The 20,665-nt window shown below is 70.5% G+C and carries 21 protein-coding genes and 1 tRNA gene; 7 read left to right on the forward strand and 15 right to left on the reverse strand.

The window, feature by feature from the left end; all coding sequences use genetic code 11:
* The first annotated feature begins 22 nt into the window (after positions 1-22).
* Both ACH4K4_RS19605 and ACH4K4_RS19610 read left to right on the forward strand, forming a co-directional pair.
* Positions 23-1,105: a UDP-N-acetylmuramate dehydrogenase gene (locus ACH4K4_RS19605; protein ID WP_398168747.1), complete on the forward strand. Its 1,083-nt coding sequence runs from the start codon at positions 23-25 to the stop codon at positions 1,103-1,105.
* Positions 1,106-1,258: 153 nt separating this feature from the next.
* Positions 1,259-1,334, forward strand: a tRNA-Arg gene (locus ACH4K4_RS19610).
* Between the two features lie 69 nt (positions 1,335-1,403).
* Here the strand turns inward: ACH4K4_RS19610 and ACH4K4_RS19615 are convergent.
* From ACH4K4_RS19615 to ACH4K4_RS19665, 11 genes are all read right to left on the reverse strand, one after another.
* Positions 1,404-1,775: a hypothetical protein gene (locus ACH4K4_RS19615; RefSeq protein WP_398168749.1), complete on the reverse strand. Its 372-nt coding sequence runs from the start codon at positions 1,773-1,775 to the stop codon at positions 1,404-1,406.
* A gap of 91 nt (positions 1,776-1,866) precedes the next feature.
* Positions 1,867-2,052, reverse strand: a complete 186-nt coding sequence (locus ACH4K4_RS19620; protein ID WP_398168751.1) for a DUF1737 domain-containing protein — start codon at positions 2,050-2,052, stop codon at positions 1,867-1,869.
* A gap of 82 nt (positions 2,053-2,134) precedes the next feature.
* Positions 2,135-3,226: a class I SAM-dependent methyltransferase gene (locus tag ACH4K4_RS19625; protein ID WP_398168753.1), complete on the reverse strand. Its 1,092-nt coding sequence runs from the start codon at positions 3,224-3,226 to the stop codon at positions 2,135-2,137.
* A gap of 11 nt (positions 3,227-3,237) precedes the next feature.
* Positions 3,238-4,503, reverse strand: a complete 1,266-nt coding sequence (locus ACH4K4_RS19630; RefSeq protein WP_398168755.1) for a hypothetical protein — start codon at positions 4,501-4,503, stop codon at positions 3,238-3,240.
* A gap of 56 nt (positions 4,504-4,559) precedes the next feature.
* Positions 4,560-5,708: an MFS transporter gene (locus ACH4K4_RS19635; RefSeq protein ID WP_398168757.1), complete on the reverse strand. Its 1,149-nt coding sequence runs from the start codon at positions 5,706-5,708 to the stop codon at positions 4,560-4,562.
* Positions 5,705-6,820, reverse strand: coding sequence for an acetyl-CoA carboxylase biotin carboxylase subunit family protein (locus ACH4K4_RS19640; protein ID WP_398168759.1), 1,116 nt, complete (start codon positions 6,818-6,820; stop codon positions 5,705-5,707). Before ACH4K4_RS19640 ends, ACH4K4_RS19635 begins: the two co-directional genes overlap by 4 nt.
* Positions 6,821-8,182: 1,362 nt before the next feature.
* Positions 8,183-8,935, reverse strand: coding sequence for a hypothetical protein (locus tag ACH4K4_RS19645; RefSeq protein ID WP_398168761.1), 753 nt, complete (start codon positions 8,933-8,935; stop codon positions 8,183-8,185).
* Complete coding sequence (locus ACH4K4_RS19650) at positions 8,916-9,500, reverse strand: RNA polymerase sigma factor (protein ID WP_398168762.1); 585 nt, start codon at positions 9,498-9,500, stop codon at positions 8,916-8,918. The genes ACH4K4_RS19645 and ACH4K4_RS19650 overlap by 20 nt, the downstream gene beginning before the upstream one ends.
* Positions 9,500-9,736, reverse strand: coding sequence for a hypothetical protein (locus ACH4K4_RS19655; protein ID WP_398168764.1), 237 nt, complete (start codon positions 9,734-9,736; stop codon positions 9,500-9,502). The genes ACH4K4_RS19650 and ACH4K4_RS19655 overlap by 1 nt, the downstream gene beginning before the upstream one ends.
* A gap of 183 nt (positions 9,737-9,919) precedes the next feature.
* A complete protein-coding gene (locus tag ACH4K4_RS19660) occupies positions 9,920-10,204 on the reverse strand; it encodes a hypothetical protein (RefSeq protein WP_398168765.1) in 285 nt (94 codons plus the stop codon).
* A 103-nt stretch (positions 10,205-10,307) separates the two neighbouring features.
* Positions 10,308-10,793 (reverse strand): DUF4232 domain-containing protein, encoded by a 486-nt coding sequence (locus ACH4K4_RS19665; protein ID WP_398168767.1) that lies wholly within the window; start codon positions 10,791-10,793, stop codon positions 10,308-10,310.
* A gap of 214 nt (positions 10,794-11,007) precedes the next feature.
* Between ACH4K4_RS19665 and recQ the strand changes: the two genes are divergently transcribed.
* The 3 genes from recQ to ACH4K4_RS19680 all read left to right on the forward strand — a co-directional run bounded on the left by recQ (position 11,008) and on the right by ACH4K4_RS19680 (position 15,612).
* On the forward strand, positions 11,008-12,906 hold the full coding sequence (gene recQ, locus ACH4K4_RS19670) for a DNA helicase RecQ (protein ID WP_398168768.1): 1,899 nt from the start codon (positions 11,008-11,010) through the stop codon (positions 12,904-12,906).
* A gap of 193 nt (positions 12,907-13,099) precedes the next feature.
* Positions 13,100-13,492, forward strand: coding sequence for a hypothetical protein (locus ACH4K4_RS19675; RefSeq protein ID WP_398168770.1), 393 nt, complete (start codon positions 13,100-13,102; stop codon positions 13,490-13,492).
* A 5-nt stretch (positions 13,493-13,497) separates the two neighbouring features.
* The gene (locus ACH4K4_RS19680; protein ID WP_398168771.1) at positions 13,498-15,612 is read left to right on the forward strand and encodes an esterase-like activity of phytase family protein; all 2,115 of its coding nucleotides are present in this window, start codon (positions 13,498-13,500) and stop codon (positions 15,610-15,612) included.
* On the opposite strand, the gene ACH4K4_RS19685 is transcribed toward ACH4K4_RS19680, so the two are convergent.
* The gene (locus ACH4K4_RS19685; protein WP_398168772.1) at positions 15,563-16,921 is read right to left on the reverse strand and encodes a histidine kinase dimerization/phospho-acceptor domain-containing protein; all 1,359 of its coding nucleotides are present in this window, start codon (positions 16,919-16,921) and stop codon (positions 15,563-15,565) included. The two genes, ACH4K4_RS19680 and ACH4K4_RS19685, sit on opposite strands and share 50 nt — an antisense overlap.
* On the reverse strand, positions 16,918-17,553 hold the full coding sequence (locus ACH4K4_RS19690) for a hypothetical protein (protein ID WP_398168773.1): 636 nt from the start codon (positions 17,551-17,553) through the stop codon (positions 16,918-16,920). The genes ACH4K4_RS19685 and ACH4K4_RS19690 overlap by 4 nt, the downstream gene beginning before the upstream one ends.
* A 250-nt stretch (positions 17,554-17,803) precedes the next feature.
* On the opposite strand from ACH4K4_RS19690, the gene ACH4K4_RS19695 reads away from it, so the two are divergent.
* A complete protein-coding gene (locus ACH4K4_RS19695; RefSeq protein WP_398168775.1) occupies positions 17,804-18,103 on the forward strand; it encodes a hypothetical protein in 300 nt (99 codons plus the stop codon).
* A 6-nt stretch (positions 18,104-18,109) separates the two neighbouring features.
* Here ACH4K4_RS19695 and ACH4K4_RS19700 read toward each other — a convergent pair whose 3' ends face one another.
* Both ACH4K4_RS19700 and ACH4K4_RS19705 read right to left on the reverse strand, forming a co-directional pair.
* Entirely contained in the window at positions 18,110-18,940 is an 831-nt protein-coding gene (locus ACH4K4_RS19700; protein WP_398168776.1) for an isocitrate lyase/phosphoenolpyruvate mutase family protein, read from the reverse strand.
* Positions 18,937-19,860: a hypothetical protein gene (locus ACH4K4_RS19705; protein ID WP_398168778.1), complete on the reverse strand. Its 924-nt coding sequence runs from the start codon at positions 19,858-19,860 to the stop codon at positions 18,937-18,939. Before ACH4K4_RS19705 ends, ACH4K4_RS19700 begins: the two co-directional genes overlap by 4 nt.
* Positions 19,861-19,923: 63 nt before the next feature.
* On the opposite strand from ACH4K4_RS19705, the gene ACH4K4_RS19710 reads away from it, so the two are divergent.
* On the forward strand, positions 19,924-20,661 hold the full coding sequence (locus ACH4K4_RS19710; RefSeq protein WP_398168780.1) for an ArsR/SmtB family transcription factor: 738 nt from the start codon (positions 19,924-19,926) through the stop codon (positions 20,659-20,661).
* Positions 20,662-20,665 lie beyond the last annotated feature (4 nt).

The raw sequence follows: 20,665 nt of genomic DNA on the forward strand, positions 1-20,665 counted from the left end.
CGAAAGGGAACCAGAAACACACATGCGCGTCACGCACACTGCCCCGCTCGCCCCACTGACGACACTGGGCCTCGGAGGCGCGGCAGCCGCCGTCGCAGAACTGCACGACCTGGAGGACTTCCCCGAATTCGTCGCCTTCGCCGAGGCGTACCCCGGCGCCCCGGTCCCCCTCGGCGCCGGCAGCAACGTACTGGCCGACGACTCCGGCTGCTCCTCCGCCGTACTGCGCATGGCCACCCAGGGCATCAGGATCGCGGGAGAGACCGCCGACGGCCGGATACGCGTGGAGGTCCAAGCCGGGCACTCCCTCGCCGACCTGGTCGACACCACCATCGCCGCCGGCCTGACCGGGATGGAAATGCTGGCGGGCATCCCCGGCACCACCGGCGCCACCCCCGTCCAGAACGTCGGCGCCTACGGCCAGGAAATCTCCGACACCCTCGTCGAAGTCACCGTCTGGGACTGGAAGCTGCGCCGCCGCACCGTCATGGACGCCGCCGCGTGCGGCCTGGGCCACCGCACCAGCGTCTTCAAACGGACCCGGCGCTGGACCGTCCTCACCCTGGTCTTCGCCCTCCACCGGGCCGAACTGAGCGCCCCGGTCACCTACCGTACGGTCGCCGACGAACTCGGCGTCCCCGTCGGCACCAGGGTCCCGGCAGCCGAGGCGGCCCAGGCGGTCCGCGCCGTACGGCACACGAAGGGCATGGTGCTGGACACCAGCGGAATCGACCACCGGTCCGTCGGCAGCGTCTTCCTCAGCCCGGAGATCACCCCCACCCAAGCGGCCGACCTGCGCGCCCACAACGCCCCGGTACACCGCTTCCCCGACGGCTCCACCAGAGTGAGCGCAAGCTGGCTGATAAAACGCTCCGGCTTCGCCCTCCGCTCCCCCGTCACCACCGGCGTACGCATCTCCTCACAGCACTACACCCTGGTCGCCGACGAGGGCACCGACGCCACCGCCACCACCTTCGCCAAGGCGATCGACGTCGTACTCCAACAGGTCCAGACCCACACAGGCGTCACGCTGACCCCCGAAATAGACCGCATAGGCGACCCCACCCCTCACAACGCCCACGCCCACCACTCTTCTCTTTTCTGACGATCACAACCGACCCGAGCCCCCACCACACCCCCACCACCCCACCCCGATCCGCTACCCTGTCTGAGACCGCCGCCAGCGGCGGTCCCCACCTTGCCCGAAACGTGCACGAACCCTCACCGAGAGTGTTCCCCACGTCTCACCCAAGGCCCCGCCTCCGTAGCTCAGGGGATAGAGCACCGCTCTCCTAAAGCGGGTGTCGCAGGTTCGAATCCTGCCGGGGGCACCAGCGCGAAGACCCCGGACCGATCTTGGTCCGGGGTCTCTGGGTTTCGCGCGGCGTGTCCTCTACCGGGTGTCAGGACCGGTGCCGGCGGGGGACGGCCAACCAAGACTTCGGGATGTCGTCGTTCCAGCCGCTGTCCGGGTCGAACGTAGCCGCCCGACAGCCACGGCTGCGATCGGAGCTGTGCACCCAGCGCTCCCTGTCACTGGAGTCGGTCTCGACGGGCTGCCCGCACTTGGCGCAGACGTCTCGATCAGGCTCGCTGTCCGCCCTCGCCTGGGTCGCGCGCCGCTGGCTCTCACTGGCCAGTCCCTCAAGCAGAACGAGGACCTCGCGGCCCGAGATTCCGGGATCGGCCTCAACAGCCTGCCGTACAGCGCGGACCATGGTGTCGGCTTGTAACGACTTCATGGTTTCCATCAGCGCGGAAATGCGCTCGTCCATCGCGGGCCCCCTCAGACGTGCTGGCAGGGCAGCAAAATACAACAGCGACCTGCGACGCGATGAGGAGGGGGAAGTGGCATGCCGTCCGCCGCTATCGCCGTCCCCGCCATACCAGTGCCTGGGCGATGACGATGGTTTTGCCGTTGTGGGTGATGGCGGGGCCTTCGTGGAGTTCGTAGCCGAGTTCGAGCGCTTCGCTCACGCGTTGGCAGAATGCGGCGTCGTCCGGGCCGGTCATGACTCGGTAGACGGGCAAGCCCTCTGGTGGTGTGCTCATGAGGGGCAGGATCTCAGGCCGGTGGTACGGGAGCGGCGGTTCCCCGGGGCCGGGGAACCACCGCAGTCGGCTGTGTGGACGGTCAGGGCTTGCGAAACAGGAGCATCGTCGAGGAGCCGAAGGCCTCGGTGTTGGTGTACGTGCTGTCGACCAGGCGGAAGCCGTGCCGGCTGATCTCTTCGACCAGGGCGTCACCGGACCGCTCCGAGTAGGGGAGCACCTCCAGGCCGATGCTCTTCTCGCCGTCCTCGGCCCGGATCCTCCTGGAGATCACGCGGCCGGGGACGAAGTCGTCGGCGACCTCCGCGTAGTCCGGGACGGAGAAGAAGCCCTTGCCCCACTCGCTCGCGCAGTGGTCCACGACGAAGTGACCGCCGGGGCGGAGGATGTCGAAGACGCGGGAGATGTGGCGGCCTCGCTGGTCCTCGTCGACGAGCATGTGGAGGCAGCCCATGTTCATGGCGAGGTCGAAGCTGCTCTCGTCGAAGCCGCGGAGGTAGATGATGTCCCGCTCCATGAACCCCGAGGCATCCAGGTTCGCGGCGGCGGCGCGCTCGCGGGCGCGGTCCAGGGCCGAGTGCGACACGTCGACCGAGACGACGTCGTGCCCCTGGGACAGCAGGTACAGGGAGTCGCGGCCTTCGCCGCAGCCCAGGTCGATGATCCGGCCGGAGAAGACGTCCGGGTGCTCCCGGGTCATCTGGAGGAGCGAGGCGTTCGGCTCCGCCGACTCCCACAGGTGGGCGCCGTTCTCGTACACGGTCCGGTAGCGGTCCTCGTAGCCGAAGTAGTAGTCGTCGATCGAACCGACGATGCTCCGGACGTCGTCGCTGGTCGGCGAGAACTCCACGGGCGAGACGGTGACGTCCGTGTCCGCGCCCAGAACCATGAGCTCGGTGTCGTCGAGAAGCCCGATCGCCAGAACGTACTGCGACTCGTCGCACTCGGCCACTTCGCCCACCCCGAAGGGCGCGCAACACTCTTTTAGCGCGTCCAGCGTCAGCGCGGCGGCCTTTTCGCATACGAAGATCGCCGCTCGTCCCCGGGTCACCTTTGCGGCGAAGCCGGCCGAACCGTCCAGCTGCCATACGGTGGTGCGGTCCGCGAGTTCGATCGTGGTCAGTCGCAGCCCCTCGGGAGCGGCTTCGTCGAGAATTGCTTGGTAGAGACTCACTTCGGTAACCCCTATGCGTGGATTTCGGATGTGCGCAGAGCCGCCAGACGGTTCTTGTACTCCTGGAGTACGGGGCTCTGATGACGGAAGACTCTGCCGGTCTCGCGAATGCGCTGGACGAGTTCGTAGTTCTGGGCGCGAATGGCGGCCTCGATCCCGGTGAGTTCCACGACGTCGCGCTGCGCGTTGCTGCCGCCCATCGAGAACGAGTGGTGGAAGGACCGGGCCAGCCGGGTCGCGGCATCCGCGTAGTCACCGGTCGTGAAGGACCGGAAGCCGAGGAAGATGTCGACCATTTCCTCGGGTACTTCCTGGCCGCGCGCCAGGACCGCTTTCAGAAGGGCGTCGGCGCGGCCGTACTCCCCGACCTGGCAGTAGGTGATGTACGCGTGGAAGTCGTTGAAGAGGTACCAGTTCTCCTCCAGGTAGGGCTCCCAGTCCTGGAAGAGCGACCGCCAGTAGGCGTCGAGGTCGAGCGACGGCTTGATGAGGGCGAGACGCCAGAGCATCGTGACGGCGTCCAGGTCCTCGGTCGACCGCGGTGACGTCTTCCGGCGAATGCCGATGCGGTAACACGCCAGCACTTCCCGGATGTTGTCCGCGTAGAGCTCGAACAGCGCGTAGTGCCACCAGATGTGGATGCGCATGGGAGTCGAGCCGTCCCTGCTGCGCATGTACTCCCGGATGTAGCGGGCGCCCTCTTCGTGACGGCCTGTCTCGTAGAGGCAGTGCACCATCGCGTGCATCGCGTAGATGTCGTCGGGGTTCAGGTCCAGTGCGGCCCGGCAGCGTTCCATTGCCGCGTCGATCAGGCCGTTCTCTTCGAGCGAGAACGCGTGCAGGCCGTACAGATAGCCGATGACCTGGTCGTCGGCCGCGAAGAACTCGATGGCCCGGGCTATCGACGCCAGCATGTGCGGCCGGTCGCCGATGTAGAAGTCCAACATGTGCACGACGAAGACCGACACGGCATCCCCTGGATACGTGTCGACGATGCCCTGGAAGCCGTTACGGGCGGCGGCCAGGTCCCCGGCCGTCCAGAATTCGATGGCGGAGAGCATCGCCCTGGTCCGCGCCTCGGTCGGCTCGGTCTTCGTGATGGCGGCGCAGATCTCCGCGGCCTCCATGATCGCCGGGCGTTCCATGGAACACAGCAGGTCCAGGGCGAGCATGAGCTTGAGCGCCACGGGCGGAGCGGGCTGAGCGGACGGGCGACATCGTTCGTGGTCCAGTTTCATGGCGACCAATTGGACGATGGCGCTTTCGACGCCCGCCATGTCCGACGGTCGTCCGACCAGATGCGGAACGCCTCGGGAATCTGTGAGTACTGTCATCAGGACACCTCGGTGAGTATGAGTCGACTGCTCTGGGCCTTGCGTATTCTGTGGAACGCGAGAACGAGCAGCAGTGTCAGTACGAACGGGGCCACCCAGATGTGGGCGGAGAAGAACCTCCCGCCGGCCAGGGCCGCGGCCAGCAGTACGAGTGAGAAGGCGTTCGCGTTCGCCACGATCGCGCCGACCTGTCGCGGCGAGAAATCCGTTGCCGCTTCCGCGCGAAGGATCACCCGCAGGGAGCCGAATGCGCATCCGAGGGCGAAGATGGCGACCATCTGCGGCACTCCGAATACCGGAATGAAGAGCCAGATCGCTATCGCCGCGCCGACGGCGGCCGCGGCCCCCGTCAGCACCCAACGCACTTCCAGGCTGCTCGTGAGTCGGTGCAGGAAGATTCCCGCGACAGCCATCCCGATGCCGAGCAGCATGTCCAGGATTCCGACCGTGAGCATGCTTCCGTCGTGGGCGAGGGCCTGCAACGGCAGCATGAAGTTGAACGTCCCCAGGACGGGCCAGACGAGCATGAAGGCGAGGACGTACGGGACGCTGAGGCCGCCCGCGCTCTTCGGGCCGTCCTCCGTCTGTGCCTCCTCCTTGGAAACCGCCGTGCGGTGCGACCCCAGACTCATGACCGCGACGATGGCGAACAACGCGGCGCAGGCGACCAGCACCCACTCGGCCGGGATCACGCGCGTGAACAGTGGTGCGAACAGCGGGCCCACCATGAGCGCGACCTGGTTGACGGTCATGGTCAGCGAACTGTGCCTGCGCAGGGTGACGCTGTCGACCCCGGACGCCTCGTCGTTGAACCACGCTTCCCAGGTCGATTCTAGGAAGAAAAAGAAGAGCCACAGCACGAAGTTCAGGCCGACCACCACCGGCACGTGGTCGTAACCGGCCGCGATCAGCACCAGGGTGAGGGAAACCCCGGCGAGTCCCGCGGCGGTCATCCTGGCCCCGCCGGTGATCGGACTGAAGCGGACCAGCAGGGGCACGAAAATGGCGGGTACGAAGGACAGCGTGGTCGAGATGGCGAGTGCGTCGTAGCCTCCTCCTTGCGCGGAGGCGATATGCCAGTTCAGGAGCAGCAGCACTACTCCGTTGAAGAATCGGTAGAGAGCGGAGTAGAGCGTGTACCGCTTCACTCTTCGACCGTCTCGCCAGTCACGAAGATCTGGTCGGACAGTTCCTTCGCCATGGTCACCGGCAACCAGGTCTTCTCGCTGAACAGCTCGTCCCATTCGAGTTCGATGAGACCCTCCCTGGCGCTCCAGTTCTTGGCGGCCTGGGAGACGTCACCGCGTTTGGCGCTGATGTTGATGCTGCGCACCTCGGGCGGCAGCGGCTTACCGTCGATGACGTCCTGGATGCGTCCGGGCGCGGCCTTGAGGAACGCGATGGCCGAGGTTTTGGCGGGCACCGCGCCGGCGACGACGTCGAGGAGGTCGGACCCGAGGTACGAACCGATGTGCAGCCGGTAGGGGTTGAGCGAGTAGGCCCGCTCGACCTGGTCCATGATTCCGTCGCCGCCCGGCCGGGCCGCCACCTCGATCACCCACGCGGTGCCGTCCGCGGCGAACTTGATCTCCACATGGGCGAGGCCCCGGTCGATGCCCAGCGCGGCACAGGCCCGTACGGCGAGGTCGGCCACCGCCGGGTCGCCGGTGCGGTGGCTCGGCACCAGGTGCGCGACCTCGGCGAACCAGGGGCGCGGGGAGAGGTACTTCTCGGTCACGGCCAGGACTTCGGCGCGGCCGGCGCCGCAGAGGACCTCGACGGAGATCTCGTCCTCGGAGTCGACGAACTGCTCGACAAGGTACTTGTCGCCGAGGATGTTGAACGCTGATTCGTACTGCTCGACGACGGCCTTCGACTCCGCGAGGCCCGCGACGGCCTCCTCGCGCGTGGTGGCCAGGACGACTCCGCCGCTGCCGCCGAAGTCGTACGGCTTGATGATCACGGGCAGTCCGATGGCCTCGACGGCGGCGTGCAACTCCTCCTCGGATTGCACCAGGTGGGACCGGGGAGTCTGTACGCCGGCGGCCAGAAAGGCCTGCTTCATGGCGTGTTTGTTCCGGGCCTTGGTCACCGTCGCGGCGTCCAATCCGCCCAGTCCCAGGACGCGGTTCACGGTGTTCGCCGAATCCACCGTCCAGTCGTTGAGCGGAACGACGATTCTGGGATGCCAGCCCCGGGCGGAATAGGCCCGGATGGCATTCAGCAGGGATTCCGGATCCTTGGGGTCGGCCGACAGCATGTTGTCGAACGTGCGGTTCAGTTTGCGTACGGCATCTTCCGTGGCTGCCCAGACGGGGAGATCGGTAGCCTGTTTCGCTCCCGAGAAGACCCGTTCGCGAAGATACTGGTCAGCCCCGAGCAGGAGTAAGTATTCTTTTGGCTGCATGGACGCACTCCATCTTCCGAGGATCCCCGTCATGAGATACCCGGCCTCGGCGCTGCCGCCGAGAGCCAGGCGAGAATAAGTGAATCAACCAACGGCCGAGAGGGATCACTGCAACCTGGATGCAGCGATTCTCGTTTAACCTCGATCGACACGCTGAAGAAATTCCCCCCGCTTCTGCCGCGGTATCGTAACGGTGCGCCAGAGAGACACGCAAGCACCATTCGGTGACGAGGTGGACACGTTGATCGGCCAACGGTTTTGCGTAATGCCCTCTTCCGGCGAAGGGCACGCCGCCGCAGAAGCCGCAGGTGCGGTGGGGTCCACGGGCCCGGAGGCCGCGGCGAGAGCGACCACCGGGAGCCCGGTGCCGCCCCGGGGGCGGAGGACGCCCGTCGCGATGATCGGGTAGTGGCCGGTCCGGGCGAGGATCTTGCACGGAAGGGGCGGGCCTGGTCAGCACCATGGTCAGCACACACTCGTGACGCTTCACCGTGTTCGCGTCCGCGCTGCCCGGCTGAGCAGCAACGTCCACACGTACCGGCTCATCCGCCACCGCACTTTGGCATCTTCCACACCGCCACGCCGCCCGGCCGGGCTGGCAGGCGGCGCAGGACCGTTGGCACCATCAGTAGCGGATCACCGCTCCGGCAACATCCGTACGGGGGCTCACGTGGATCCCAGACACACCACACGTCGCTATGGTTCGCCACCCCAATGGGCCGTAATGCCCGGTTTGCTCGTACCACTCCGCGCTGGCGACGAGGCGTTCGCCACTGCGAAGCGGCTCATGGCGTGGCAGCGCACCGCCGGAGCACATGGAAACTACGGAGAAGCATTACGTCACGGACCCGAATTACGCGGAGCAGCGGCACGTCCGACGGACCGAATTAGCGACCCTGCCTGGATTCGAGGATCTTTCGCTCACCCTGCGGCCGCTTCGCGTACTTCCATGGCACCGACGCGAGCACGAGAGACGTGTAGCCGATGATCACGAGTACGGCCCTGGCGGCAAGGCCACTACCGGTGGCCTCGCCGACGAATCCGGCAACCATTCCGCAGCACCCTGGAAGCAAGGAACGCCGACCGAAAAGCATTTTCCGAACCGACCGGGCACGCCTGTCGGCGGATTCAACTGCATTCCCTCGCCCGCCATTCTCCGACCGTACCTCCTGAAACCCTACTCACCCCAATAACCCTGCCCCCTCTCCTTTCATGTCAGGCGGGGTTGGGAGTGGTGAGTTGTTCTATGCGTTCGGCGAAGTTGCTCGGCGGAAGGGGGAGATCCAGATCGGCGTCGTCGGTGAATTGGATGGCGTTGGAGACGTAGCCCAGTACGGCGGCTGCGGTGGTGGCCGCGGGAGTGCCGGGTTCCCGGGCCGTCTCCAGGTCGATGGCCCAGGAGGTGAACAGGTCGTAGGCGTCGGCGGAGGGGCGGGCGGGGCGGTCCGGGTCGGCGTGGGAGTGCCACCAGTGGGCCTCGCCGACCTCGGCCAGGGAGAGGTGGTGGAGGTAGAGGCAGTAGGCGGCGGAGGTGTCGCCTGCGCCGGCGGCGTACTGCCACCAGAAGCGCGCCGAATCGTCGCGCCCCACCAGCTGGAGTACGCAGGCCAGGACGCGGGCGCCGACGGGTTCGAGGACGCGGCCGCCGATGAAGACGGACATCTGATGGAGGGCGTCGGGCTCACCGACCACGAGGGCGCACAAGCGCTGGAGGTCTTGGGCGGCGTCGTCCATCTGACGTAGTTCGGTGGGCTCGCCTCGTTCGCTGGTGGTGCGGTCGCGGCCGATGGCGGCTTCCACGCGGGCCTGGATGGCCGCGTCGAAGCTCAGGGCCCCGTGGAGCATTCGGCCGGTGACGCGGGCCGTCAAGCGCTGCTCTGCGGCGTCCAGTTCGCGCTGGGTGTACGGGGGCGTGGCAAGGCGCGCCTTGGCCAGGATCCGGTCGAGGTCAGTCCGTGAGGCGGGCATCGTCTTCCCCTTCCTCCAGGCCGAACGCCTGGCGCAGTCGGCGGCGTGCGTGGCGGGTGGTCGAGCGGACCCCGGCCTCGGTGATGCCCATGAGGCGCGCCGTCTCCTTGGTCTCGTACCCGAGTGCGTAGCGCAGCAGCATGACGTCGCGCTGGCGGTCGGGCAGCTCGCCGAAGGCCTGGTAGAGGGTGAGGGAGTCCTCCAACTCGCCTATGGGGTCGATCGAGTGGCGCAGTGAGTGAGTCTCGAAGGCGGCTACGTCGACGACGACCGGCCGCCGGCCACGGGCCCTGGCGTGGTCGATGGTGCGGTTCTTCACCACGCGCCAGGCGTACGCCTCGGGAACCGGCTGCCGTAGAACGGTCTGCCAGCAGAGCATGAGCTGCTCGAAGGCGAGGTCAACGGCTTCTTCGGCGTCCGCACGCGACTTCAGGTGGAGTTCGGCGTACCGGATGTAGCCGGCGCGGTAGAGCTGGTGGAAGGCGCGGAAGTCGACGGGCAGGCCGAAGGGGGAAGCGGCCGGTGCGGTGACGGGGGTGGCTTGCGTCGGCTTGTGCTCGGGCATCAGCGCTCGCCCTCCTGAGTGTCGAGGTCGCGCTGCGAGCCGTGGGCGGAGCCGTAGTCGCGCGCGGGGTGGGGGCAGGCGCGGGTGCGGGCAGCGGCGCCGTTACGCGTGAGTTCGGAGACGCCGGCCAGCACCTGGGCGGCGGCGAGGCGGCGCAGCAGCATCCGTATGTCGGCGCTGAATACACGGGCCGCGACGGCGGCCACGGCCCAGTCACGTACGAGATCAAGGTTCACGGAACCCTCGGTCCTCCGGTCGGGATGGACGGTGCCTGCTCGTCGTCCGGCACCGGAGAGCCGGTACGGGCTCTCTGACCGCAATAGCGTTCAAGACTGCTCAGTCGTGCAATGAAAGAAGGCAAAAACTTACGGAGTGCTACCAGCCAGTCACACCTGTTCGAGGAGATGGGCGGCCACGGGTCACGAAGAGCGGGTGCGACCTCGGCGAGGACGGTGCGAGCGCGGGGTCGAACAGCGCGGGCACCAGTAGCCGTCGCCCTGGTAGTACGTCCAGCCCATGTCGGCAATGTGTGGAGCAGCCGTGTTGGCGCTGTGGAGGAGGTGACCGAAGAGGTCCTTCCCGATGTCCGGCGGCGGATCGGGGACGACCATGTCGAGGACGGCACGCGCGCCGCAGCCCTGGCGGTCGCACAGCAGGAAGAAGCGCACGGGCCCCGGCGGCTCGCCGGCGGTGGTGAGACTCATGCGCTCACTTTGGTGGATGCCGGCGGCGGGGGCGGGTACTTCGCCGTAACCCGCCCCCGTTCAGAGCCACTTCGGGGCCGGGGGCGGGTGCCGGGCCAAGAGGTCAGGCGGGGGTGGGGCGCCACCATGACGTGGTCGGTGACCACACGCGGAGGCCGGTGGGCGGGGCGCCCAGGGCGGCGGCGTCGAAGCGGTGGCCGTGGTGGGAGGGGTCGGCGGCGACGGTGACGTAGCCGACGGTGCGGGCGGCGGGAGCGGGGCGGCCGGTGACGGTACGCACGGTCGCGTACGCGGTGGCTCCCGGGGCCAGGCGGTAGGGGGCGCTCTCGGTGGGCGGATCGGGCTGCGCGGCGCCGTCCAGGTCGCCGAAGGTCACGGTGGGGACGCGGTCGATGAAGCAGGGGGTGGAGGTGTGGTTGGTGGTGGAGAGGCGGAGTACGTCGGGGCGGGAGGGGGCGAGTACGGACGCCTTGGTCGTCAGAGCGGACTCGGCGCAGCGAGGGGTGGCGGGAGCCGTCGCCGAGGCCGTGGGGACGGCGGTCATGAGGGCGGCGGCGGTGAGGACCAAGCTCGCGGTGATGGGGCGCATGGGTGGGTCTCCGTCCCTTGAAGGGTCTCGGCGGAGCGGTACGTGACGCGATGCGTGACGAGGTTCACGGAGGCGTTTTCCGGTGTTCTCCGCCGCCTGATGAGACCGCTGGGGAGGCGTTTTCGTTGTATGGGGGTAGCAGAGAAGGCCGGCCCGGCGCGGGGTTATCCACAGGCTTGAGCGCGGTGCCGGTGATAGCTCGTACGCTGCTGGTATGAGCGAGGTGGAGATGGGTTCCGGGGCCGGGGAAACAGCGGACGACGCCAGTGGCGCGCTGGGCGTGCTGCGGCGGGTATTCGGGTACGACGCGTTCCGCGGGGAACAGCAGGCGATCATCGACCACGTCATAACGGGCGGCGACGCGGTCGTACTGATGCCGACCGGCGGCGGAAAGTCCCTCTGCTACCAGATCCCGGCCCTGGTGCGGCCCGGGGTCGGCGTGGTGGTCTCGCCGCTGATCGCGTTGATGCAGGATCAGGTCGACGCGCTGCGGGCGCTGGGGGTCCGGGCCGGGTTCCTCAACTCCACCCAGGACATGGAGGAGCGGCGGCTGGTGGAGGCCGAGTTCCTCTCGGGAGAGCTGGACCTGCTCTACCTGGCACCGGAGCGGCTGCGGGTCGACCAGACGCTGAGCCTGCTGGACCGGGGCAAGGTCTCGCTCTTCGCGATCGACGAGGCGCACTGCGTCGCGCAGTGGGGACACGACTTCCGGCCCGACTACCTCGCCCTGTCCATGCTGCGGGAGCGGTGGCCCGAGGTGCCCCGGATGGCCCTGACGGCGACGGCCACGGAAACCACGCACCGCGAGATCACCACGCGGCTGGGCATGGAGGAGGCCCGGCATTTCGTGGCCAGCTTCGACCGGCCCAACATTCAGTACCGGATCGCCGGGAAGAGCGACCCGAAGAAGCAACTGCTGCAATTGCTGCGCGACGAGCACGCCGGTGACGCGGGAATCGTCTACTGCCTTTCGCGGGCGTCGGTGGAGAAGACCGCCGAGTTCCTGGCACAGAACGGAATCACGGCCCTCCCCTACCACGCCGGGCTGGACGCGCGGACGCGCGCGGACCACCAGGCGCGCTTCCTGCGGGAGGACGGGGTGGTGGTCGTCGCCACCATCGCGTTCGGCATGGGCATCGACAAGCCGGACGTACGGTTCGTGGCCCACCTCGACCTGCCGAAGTCGGTGGAGGGGTACTACCAGGAAACCGGCCGCGCCGGGCGGGACGGCCAGCCGTCCACGGCATGGCTGGCCTACGGGCTGCAGGACGTCGTCCAGCAGCGCAAGATGATCGACGGCTCGGAAGGGGACGACGCCCACCGGCGGCGCCTGTCGGCGCACCTCGACGCGATGCTCGCGCTGTGCGAGACGGTGGAGTGCCGGCGGGTGCGGCTGCTCGCCTACTTCGGGCAGCAGAGCGGCCCGTGCGGCAACTGCGACACGTGCCTGGCACCGCCGCAGACGTGGGACGGCACGGTCGCCGCGCAGAAACTGCTCTCCACGGTGGTGCGGTTGCAGCGGGAGCGCGGGCAGAAGTTCGGCGCGGGCCAGATCATCGACATCCTGATGGGCCGCAAGACCGCGAAGGTCATCCAGTTCGACCACGACGGGCTGAGCGTCTTCGGGATCGGCGAGGACCTGCGGGAGGCCGAGTGGCGGGGCGTCGTAAGGCAGTTGCTCGCGCAAGGACTGCTGGCAGTGGAGGGCGACTACGGCACGCTGGTGCTCACCGAGGAGAGCGGCGAGGTGCTGCGGGGGCAGCGCGAGGTCCTGATGCGCCGCGAGCCGGAGAAGACGAAGGCGGCCAAGGCCGCGGGTGCGGGCGGCGCGAAGGGGCGTCGGGCGGCGCCGGTGGACCTGCCGGAGGAGGCCCTGCCGGTCTTCGAGGAACTGCGGGCCTGGCGGGGACGCACGGCCAAGGAACAGGGGGTGCCGGCGTACGTGGTCTTCCACGACGCGACGTTGCGCGAAATCGCGACGGTACGGCCGACGAGCGTGACGGAACTGGGCGCGGTGAGCGGCGTAGGCGAGAACAAGCTGGTCAAGTACGGGGAGCAGATACTGGAGGTATTGGCGGGGGTAGGCAACGCGGAGCCTGCTTCGCAGGCGTAGTTCCGTGCGCGCGGTGCGCGCTGGCGCGCGTTTTGCGCGTTTGGGCCGGTGGGGGGCGGGGCCGGGGCCCCGCAGGGGGCACCCTCCCCCAGCCTCCGGCCGGGGGGACCCCCCTGCGCGGCCCCGACCCGAAACGAAACCAGCGCACCCCCGCGCGACAGCGCGCACCGCACCCAGACCCCCAGGGAGCCCCATGAACATCACGATCACGCTGGACGACGCGGACAGCGACCGCGAGACGCGGTCGCTGGGTGAGTGGCTGGCGGACACCCCCACCGTGAGGGCGGACGTCTCTTTGCGCGCCGCGGCACCCCGCCCCGGCCGCATGGGGCTCGCGTTCGACGCCGTGCAGCTCATCGTCGACAGCGCGTTCCAGCTGAGCAGCCTCGCCATCGCCATCGACGGCTGGCGCAGGGCGTACGCGGCGCGGCCCAAGATGACCGTCGAGCGTGGTGGGGTGCGCGTCACGTTCGCCACGGCGGATACGGACGGTGCCCGGAGCATCCTTCGCGCGTTGGAGGAGTTGGAGCGGGCGGCTGGGCCCGGCGACGCGGAGGGTGACGCCGGACAAGGCGACGGGAGCTGACACGTATGGGTGAAGCCGGGGGTGTGCCGGGGGCCGCGTTCGACCCCGCGGAGTCCGCTTGCGTGATCGTCGGGGTCGATACGTACGCCAGTCTGACGCCGCTGCCCGCGGTGCGGAACAACCTCAAGGCGCTCAAGGCGGCGCTGACCGACCGGACCATCGGCGGGATGCCGAAGCGGAACTGCCGGGTCGTGCTCAATCCTCGCACCATCACGGCGGCGCTGCGCCCCGTCGAGCAGGCGGTGCAGGCCGCGCGGGACACGTTGATCGTGTACTACGCGGGGCACGGGTTTCTCGATTCGCGGCAGGAGGGCCTGTATCTCACGCTGCCCGGCACCGAGGCCGGGAAGGTACACAGCGGCATCCCGTACACCTGGCTGCGCAGTGTGCTGGGCACCCGTACGCCGCCGAGGCGCCGGATCGTGATCCTGGACTGCTGCTACAGCGGCAGCGTGATCAAGGGCATGTCCGCCGGGTCCATGGCCGGCGCCATGTCCACCGCGTCGGCCACCCAGCAGGCGTCCAGCCGGCTGGGCGAGGCCCTGTTCGCGGGCATGGACGGCATGGAGGGCGTCTCGTACCTCCTGACCTCTACACCGTGGAACGTCGAGGCGCTGGCTCCCGAGGGCGAGGAGTACACCGCGTTCACCGGGGAGTTCCTACGGGTGCTTCGGGAGGGGATCCCGGCTCCGCGGCCGGTCCCCGCGGAGGGGGCGGCCGATGCCGGGCCCTCCGCGGGGGCCGCGTCGCCGCCGAGCGGCGACCCGGCCGCGCATCTCAGTCTGGAGGCGATCTACCGAGAGGTGCGCCGGTCGCTGTGGGAGAAGAACCGGCCGCTGCCCCAGCAACAGAGCCAGAACGGCATCGAGAAGCTGCCGTTCGTACGGAACCGGGCGGTGCGGCCCGTGCGGCCCGCTCCCCAAGCGCCCCAAGGGCCCCAGGGCGAGCACGGAGCGGGCGGCGCGCCGCCGGAGGCCGACGACGGAGCCACGGAGGAGCAGACGGCGGCGCGAGCGCAGGCCGTGCGGAAAGGCCGGCGCCGGGCGCTGGTCTCCGCGCTGTGTGTGGCGGCGGTGGCGATCCCGTCCGCATGGTGGTGGCAGTCGCGCGGCGATGAGCCGTCCTCCGGGCCCTGTTCGGACGACGTGGCGCTGATCGGGCACAGTGACGCGCTCAACGGCGTGGAGTACGAAGCGGCCGTACCGGTCGACGGGCTGTCCGGCCTGGCGGTGGCCGGGGCCTCGCGGGCCTGGGCGCTGGCCGACAACCCGCCGGGGCGGATCTTCGACCTCGATCTCGGCACCTCGGGCGCGGCCGCGCCGGCCGCCCGCGCCGTCGACATGCGGACGCTGCACCCCACGGGCGGTGGGCGCTTCGACGGCGAAGGGCTGGTGCTGGAGAAGGGCGGCCGTACCGTACTGGTCGCCTCGGAGGCGGGGCCTTCGATCCGCAGGTTCCGGGTGTCGGACGGTGTGGAGACGGGGCGTGTGGAGCTGCCGCGCAATCTGGTCGAGTGGTCGGGGCCGGAGAATCTGGAGGCGCTGGGCGCGTCGCCGGACGGCCGGTATCTGTACGCGGGCCTGGAGGCGCCGCTCTTCCGCGACGGCAAGGCGCGCGGCCGCGGCCTGCTGCGTATCCAGCGCTTCACGGGGACGCCCGGCGGCGCGTACGTCGCGGACAAGCAGTACGCGTACCAGTCGGCGGCCGGGCTGCGGGTGTCGGAGCTGGTGGCGCTGGGCGGCGACCGGCTGCTCGTGCTGGAGACCAACCACGCGGAGGGCCAGGGCAACGCGGTGCGGGTCTTCGGCGCGGACCTGAGCCGCGCGAAGGACGTCTCGGGGGTCGCGTCGTTGCAGAGCGAGCCGGTGGACGCGTTCGCGAAGAAGTGGGAGCCCGTCGATCTCGTGACGTGTCCGAGGGGTGGTGCGGCCGCCGCGCAGCCGCAGTTGAACCCGTTGCTGGAGAACGCCGAGGGGATGGCGCTGGGGGCGGCGCCGCTGTCCACCGGCCCGTACAAGGGCCGTATGCCGCTGTTCCTCGTCTCGGACAACAACAACAGCCCGCATCAGATCACCCGGGTGTACGCCCTTGCCGTACGGCTGGATCGGGGGGCGGATTGAGGCGCAAGACGGCTCTGGCGCCGCCGTCCGGGGCGTTGGTGAAGGCCAGGTCGGTGCCCAGGACGGCTGCCTGGCCGACGGCGATGGTCAGGCCGAGGCCGTGCCCCTTGCCGCGGCCGGGCGCGTCGGTACGGAAGCGCTGGGGGCCGTGCCGCAGCAACTCGTCCGGGAATCCCGGGCCGTGGTCGCGTACTTCCACGACGGGGACGGGCGCTGCGGCGCGGCTCCCGTTCGGTTCCTCGCGTCTGCCGTCCGGCGCGCCGCCGGGGGCGGGGCGGCCGCCGTCCGGTACGTCGACGGTCACCACGACCGGGGGCCGCCCGTGCCGGTGCGCGTTGAGCACCAGGTTGCACAGGATCCGGTCCAGCCGGCGCCGGTCCGTGCGGACGACCGCGTCCCGGACGACCCGTACCTCGGTGTCGTGTCCCAGGGCCCGCACGGATCGCCGGACCAGCGGGCCCAGTTCGTAGGAGGCCAGGTCGGCGCGTTCGGCGCCCGAGTCGATCCGGGAGATCTCCAGCAGGTCCTCGGTGAGCCGGTGCAGGGCCCGCAGCCGGTCGTTGATCATCTCTTTGGGGCGGCCCTCGGGGAGCAGCTCGGCCGAGGCGAGGATGCCGGTCAGCGGGGTGCGGAGTTCGTGGGCGACGTCGGCGGTGAAACGCTGTTCGGCCTGGAGGCGGCCCTGGAGGGAGCCCGCCACCGAGTCCAGCGCCTCGGCCACCGCCGCCACCTCGTCCTTCGCGCCCGGCCCGGCCCGGCGCTCCCCCTCGGTGCCGACGCGCGCGTCCAGGTCCCCGGCGGTGATGCGGCGGGCGACGGCGGCCGTGGTGCCGAGCCGGCGGCTGATGCGGTGGGCGAGGAACAGTCCGGCGAGGGCGACGGCGGTGGCGGCGAGGACGGCTGAGCCGAAGATGGCCGTGTCCAGGTTCTCCAGGGAGCGGCGGGTGTTCTCGTACGGGGACCAGACCGCCATGACCTGGTCGCCGGCCGGCGCCGCCGTCCACATGACGCGCTGCCCGTGGTACGTGCCGACCATGCTGCCGCGCCGGTCGTGGCGCACCAAGGCGCGGAGCTGCGCCGGGAGTTCGGCGGGGTCGAGGACGGAGTTGAGGCCCTCGCGGGAGGTGCCGTACTCGTACAGGTCCAGTGCTTCGTCGAGGTCGGCGAGGGTCTCCTTCCGTACCTGGCCGACGGTTTGGCGGGCGACGGCGTTGTGCACGAGTACGCCCAGTACGGCGGCGACCGCGCAGCACACCGCCGTGACGGTGAGCGCGATCTTCCAGCGGAGGGAGAGCGCCGGGCGGGTCATGCGGGAGCCCCCGGGGACGGTGGGCTCGACGCCGCCGTGGGCAGCGGGTTCTGCGGTGTCCGGTAGTCGTCCAGGGTGAGGTCCCACAGGCCCATCCGGCTGCCGTCCCACACGTAGTCGGTGACGCTGACGTAGCGCGGGTCCTTGGTGGGCTCGCGTACGGAAAGGTGCCCGGCGGCGAGTTCGACGCCCGCGAGCACCGCGCGCAACCCCAGCACGCGGGTGACGACGTTTCTCCTGACGCTGTAGACGCGCAGTTCGCTGGTGCGCTTGTCGAGGTCGACGGCGCTGATCAGGTCGGGTTTGCCGTCGTCGGTGAGGTCGTGGAACACCGGACTGCGCACGGACCGCGGGTCGGGCGGCCGTCCGTCACCGGCCACGATGTCCGCGCTGACGACGGCCGCCGGATCGGTGTCCTTCATGTCGCCCGAGGGCACCTCGGGGACGCCCGGTACGGCCCGCTGGTCGCCGGGGTCCTCGTCGCGGACGCGGGGCGCGGGCGTACGGTCCGCCCACAGGGCGAGCGGCGCCTGCACGTCCCGCGCCCGGCCGTCGTCGTGCAGGCCCGCGACGCCCGCGCAGCCGGCCAGCAGGGCGAGCGGCGCCACCGTGAGGAGCACCTGGTGCCGCATGGCCCACCACCTTCCCGGCACGGACGCAGGGGTACGTCACACGCGTACGTAACGAGACAAAGTTACCCATAGTGGTGGCGCAAAGACGGTTGGTCGCGCGCATGCCGTGACATCACTGCCCGCAGAGCGGGTCCAGGCTGTTACACAACCTACGGATCGCCGTGAAACGCACCTCGTACATTCTTCTCTGCCAGTACGACGCATCAGCAGACTTACGGCGGTCGGGACCGCCACGACGAGGAGAAGTTCCATGCGGGCAAAGCGCCGCTCCCTGATCCGTACCGCCGCCGTCGCGACCGGCGCCGCCGCTGCTCTCCTCCTCCCGGCGGGCGGCGCCTTCGCCGCCGACGCCCCGGACACCACCACCTCGGGCGCCACCATCTCGCACGCCATGGGCCGCAAGTCCGCCGTCCTGCCGGAGGACGGTCTCGCCGGTGTCGCCGAGAAGATCGGCCACCTTCCCACGGGCGGACTCGCGGGCGCGGCCGCCGTGCTGGGCGCCGGCCTGGGCGTCTCGCTGCACCGGCGCCGCGAGTCGCAGCAGGGCTGAGGCCCGCTACCCCTCCTGACGCGCCGCCAGTCGCTGGATCTCCCCGTAACCGGGCACGGCGGCGCCGTCTTCCGGAGCGCCCTCGCGGATGGCTCCGGCGAGTGTGACGGCGGTGTGCAGCGCCGAACGGAACAGCAGTGAACCCGTACTGACGCGCCGTACGCCCAGCTCCGCCAACCGGGCAAGGCTCAGCCGGCCCGGCGCGTACAGGACGTTCAGCGGCGCCGGGACGGCCCCGACGAGGGTGGCGACGGCTTCTTCGCCGGCGACTCCCGGCACGAAGATGCCGTCCGCCCCGGCCGCCAGATACGTTTCGGCGCGGGCGAGCGTCTCGTCGAGCGGCCGCGCGGCGGGGTCGTCCACGAGCCAGTGGGTGTCGATACGGGCGTTGAGGAAGAGGCCCGGCGCGTACTCCTTCACGGCGCGGATCAGCTCCGCCTGCCGGCCGGCGGGCGCCAGGGGCTCGTCGCCCGTCCGGCCCGGCAGCCCGTCCTCCAGATTGACGCCGGAGGCCCCCGCGTCCGCCAACTCCCGCGCCAAACGGCCCACTTCTTCCGGACCGCCACCGAACCCGCCCTCGATGTCCACCGTGTACGGGCAGGTCAGGCGGCTGCCCAGCCGCCGCGCCAGGGCGACCGTCGCCTCGCGTACGAGGGCTGACCCCTGGCCGTCGGGCTCGCCGAGCGCGGCCGCGATGCCCAGGCTCGTGGTGCCGACCGCGGCGTGGCCGGCCGCGGCGAGCGCGGTGGCGGAGGCCGCGTCCCAGGCGTTGGGGAGCAGCAGCGGCTCGTCGCCGTGATGCAGGGCGTGGAAGGCTCGGTTCCGGTCCGTGCTCATGCGCACATCACCTCCAGCGAGTCCAGGACCCGCAGGTTCGCGGACGGTACGTACACGAGGTCCGGCCGGGTCGGCCGGCAGCCGCGGGCGCGCAGCGCGTCCAGCACCCCGGCCGCGAGGGCCCGTGCGTGCTCGCGCCCCGGGCAGGCGTGTGCCCCGGCTCCGAAGGACAGCGCGCCGTCGGCGGTGACCAGGCTGGTCCGGACGGGAGCGCCACCGCCCGCCGGGGCCCGGAGCGTGCCCCGCACCGGCGGATCGACGCGCAGCGCACGGTCCAGGAGGCCCGCGACCGGGTCGCCCTCAGGGGCCGTGGCAGTGTGCGCCGGCATCAGGCGCGCCGCGTTGCCGATGAGCCCCGCCGTCGCGTCGTACGCCTGCACCAGGAGGCCGATCCGGGCCGCCGTGTCCTCGTCCCAGGCACCGCCGCAGGCCGCGACGAGCCGGGCGAGCGCTGCGTCGGCGGCCGGTACGGTCTCGCCGTGCGCATGGTAGGCGCGGGCCACCTCGCCCACCAGCCCGGCCGTCTCCACCGTCACCGGCAGCAACTCCAGGACCGCTGCCAGCACTTCGACGGGAACGACGCGCGCCACCTGCGCCATCACCTCCACCGGGCCGGGGCCGCGCAGCAGCGCCTCGGTCCGCGTGCGCGCTGCGTCGCGCAGCGCACCGGCCGCCTCCGGCCCGCCGAGCCGGGCGGCCGCCGCGGCCCGGCGCCGCGCATGTGCGTCCCCGCTGCTGAAACGGGCGACGTGCGCCCGCAGCCAGGCCATCGAGCCTGCCGGTACGTCCTGGGGCACCGGCGGCACCACCCAGGCCGGGTCCGTGAGGACGCCCGGACCCACGTCCGCCGATGTGCCGTTGCCCGTGCCGTCTCGCGTCTCGTCTCGCGTGTTGTCTCGCGTGTCGTCCCTGGTCCGCATGGCAGGACCGTACGGCCGGGACACTTCGGGGCAGGCCGAAACGTGGGTGCGCACAATGGACCCATGACCACACGCGCGGCGGAACCGGTACCGGGCCACGGCGAGGGGCTCGCACGGCTGGCGGGGCTGCTCGCGGACCGCACCAGGGCCGCGTTCTGCCTGGCCCTGCTGGACGGGCGGGCCTGGACCGCGGGCGAGCTTGCGGCGTACGCGGGGGTCGCGCCGTCCAGTGCCAGCGAGCACCTCACCCGGCTGACCGAGGGCGGGCTGCTCGTGGAGCGGCGGCAGGGCCGCCACCGGTATGTGCAGCTCGCGAGCCCGCGGGTCGCGGAACTCCTCGAAGGGCTCACCGCGCACCTCGACCCGCCCGCCGAGCGGCCGCGCGGGCTGCGGGCCGTCAACGCGTCGGCGGCACTGGCCCGCGGACGTACCTGCTACGACCATCTGGCCGGGCGCCTCGGGGTGGCCGTCACCGACGCGATGACGGAGCGCGGACTGATCGACCAGGCCGGCGGCTTCGCGCTCACCGCCGCGGGCGCGGGCTGGTTCGCCGAGGCCCTCGGCGTCGACGCCGCCGGGCTCGGCACGGGCCGCCGGCCGACGGCCCGCGGCTGCCTGGACTGGACCGAGCGGCGGCAGCACCTGGCGGGCACGGCCGGCGCCCGGCTGTGCGCGGGGCTGCTGGAGCGCGCGTGGGTACGGCGCGTCGGCAGCGGCCGGGCGGTACGGCTGACGACAGCGGGCGCGGGAGCGCTGCGCGAGCTGCTCGGGCTCGACGCGGAGGAGGCCGGGCTCGTCTGAAGCG

The organism is Streptomyces sp. NPDC017529, from assembly GCF_044329785.1.
Taxonomy (GTDB): domain Bacteria; phylum Actinomycetota; class Actinomycetes; order Streptomycetales; family Streptomycetaceae; genus Streptomyces.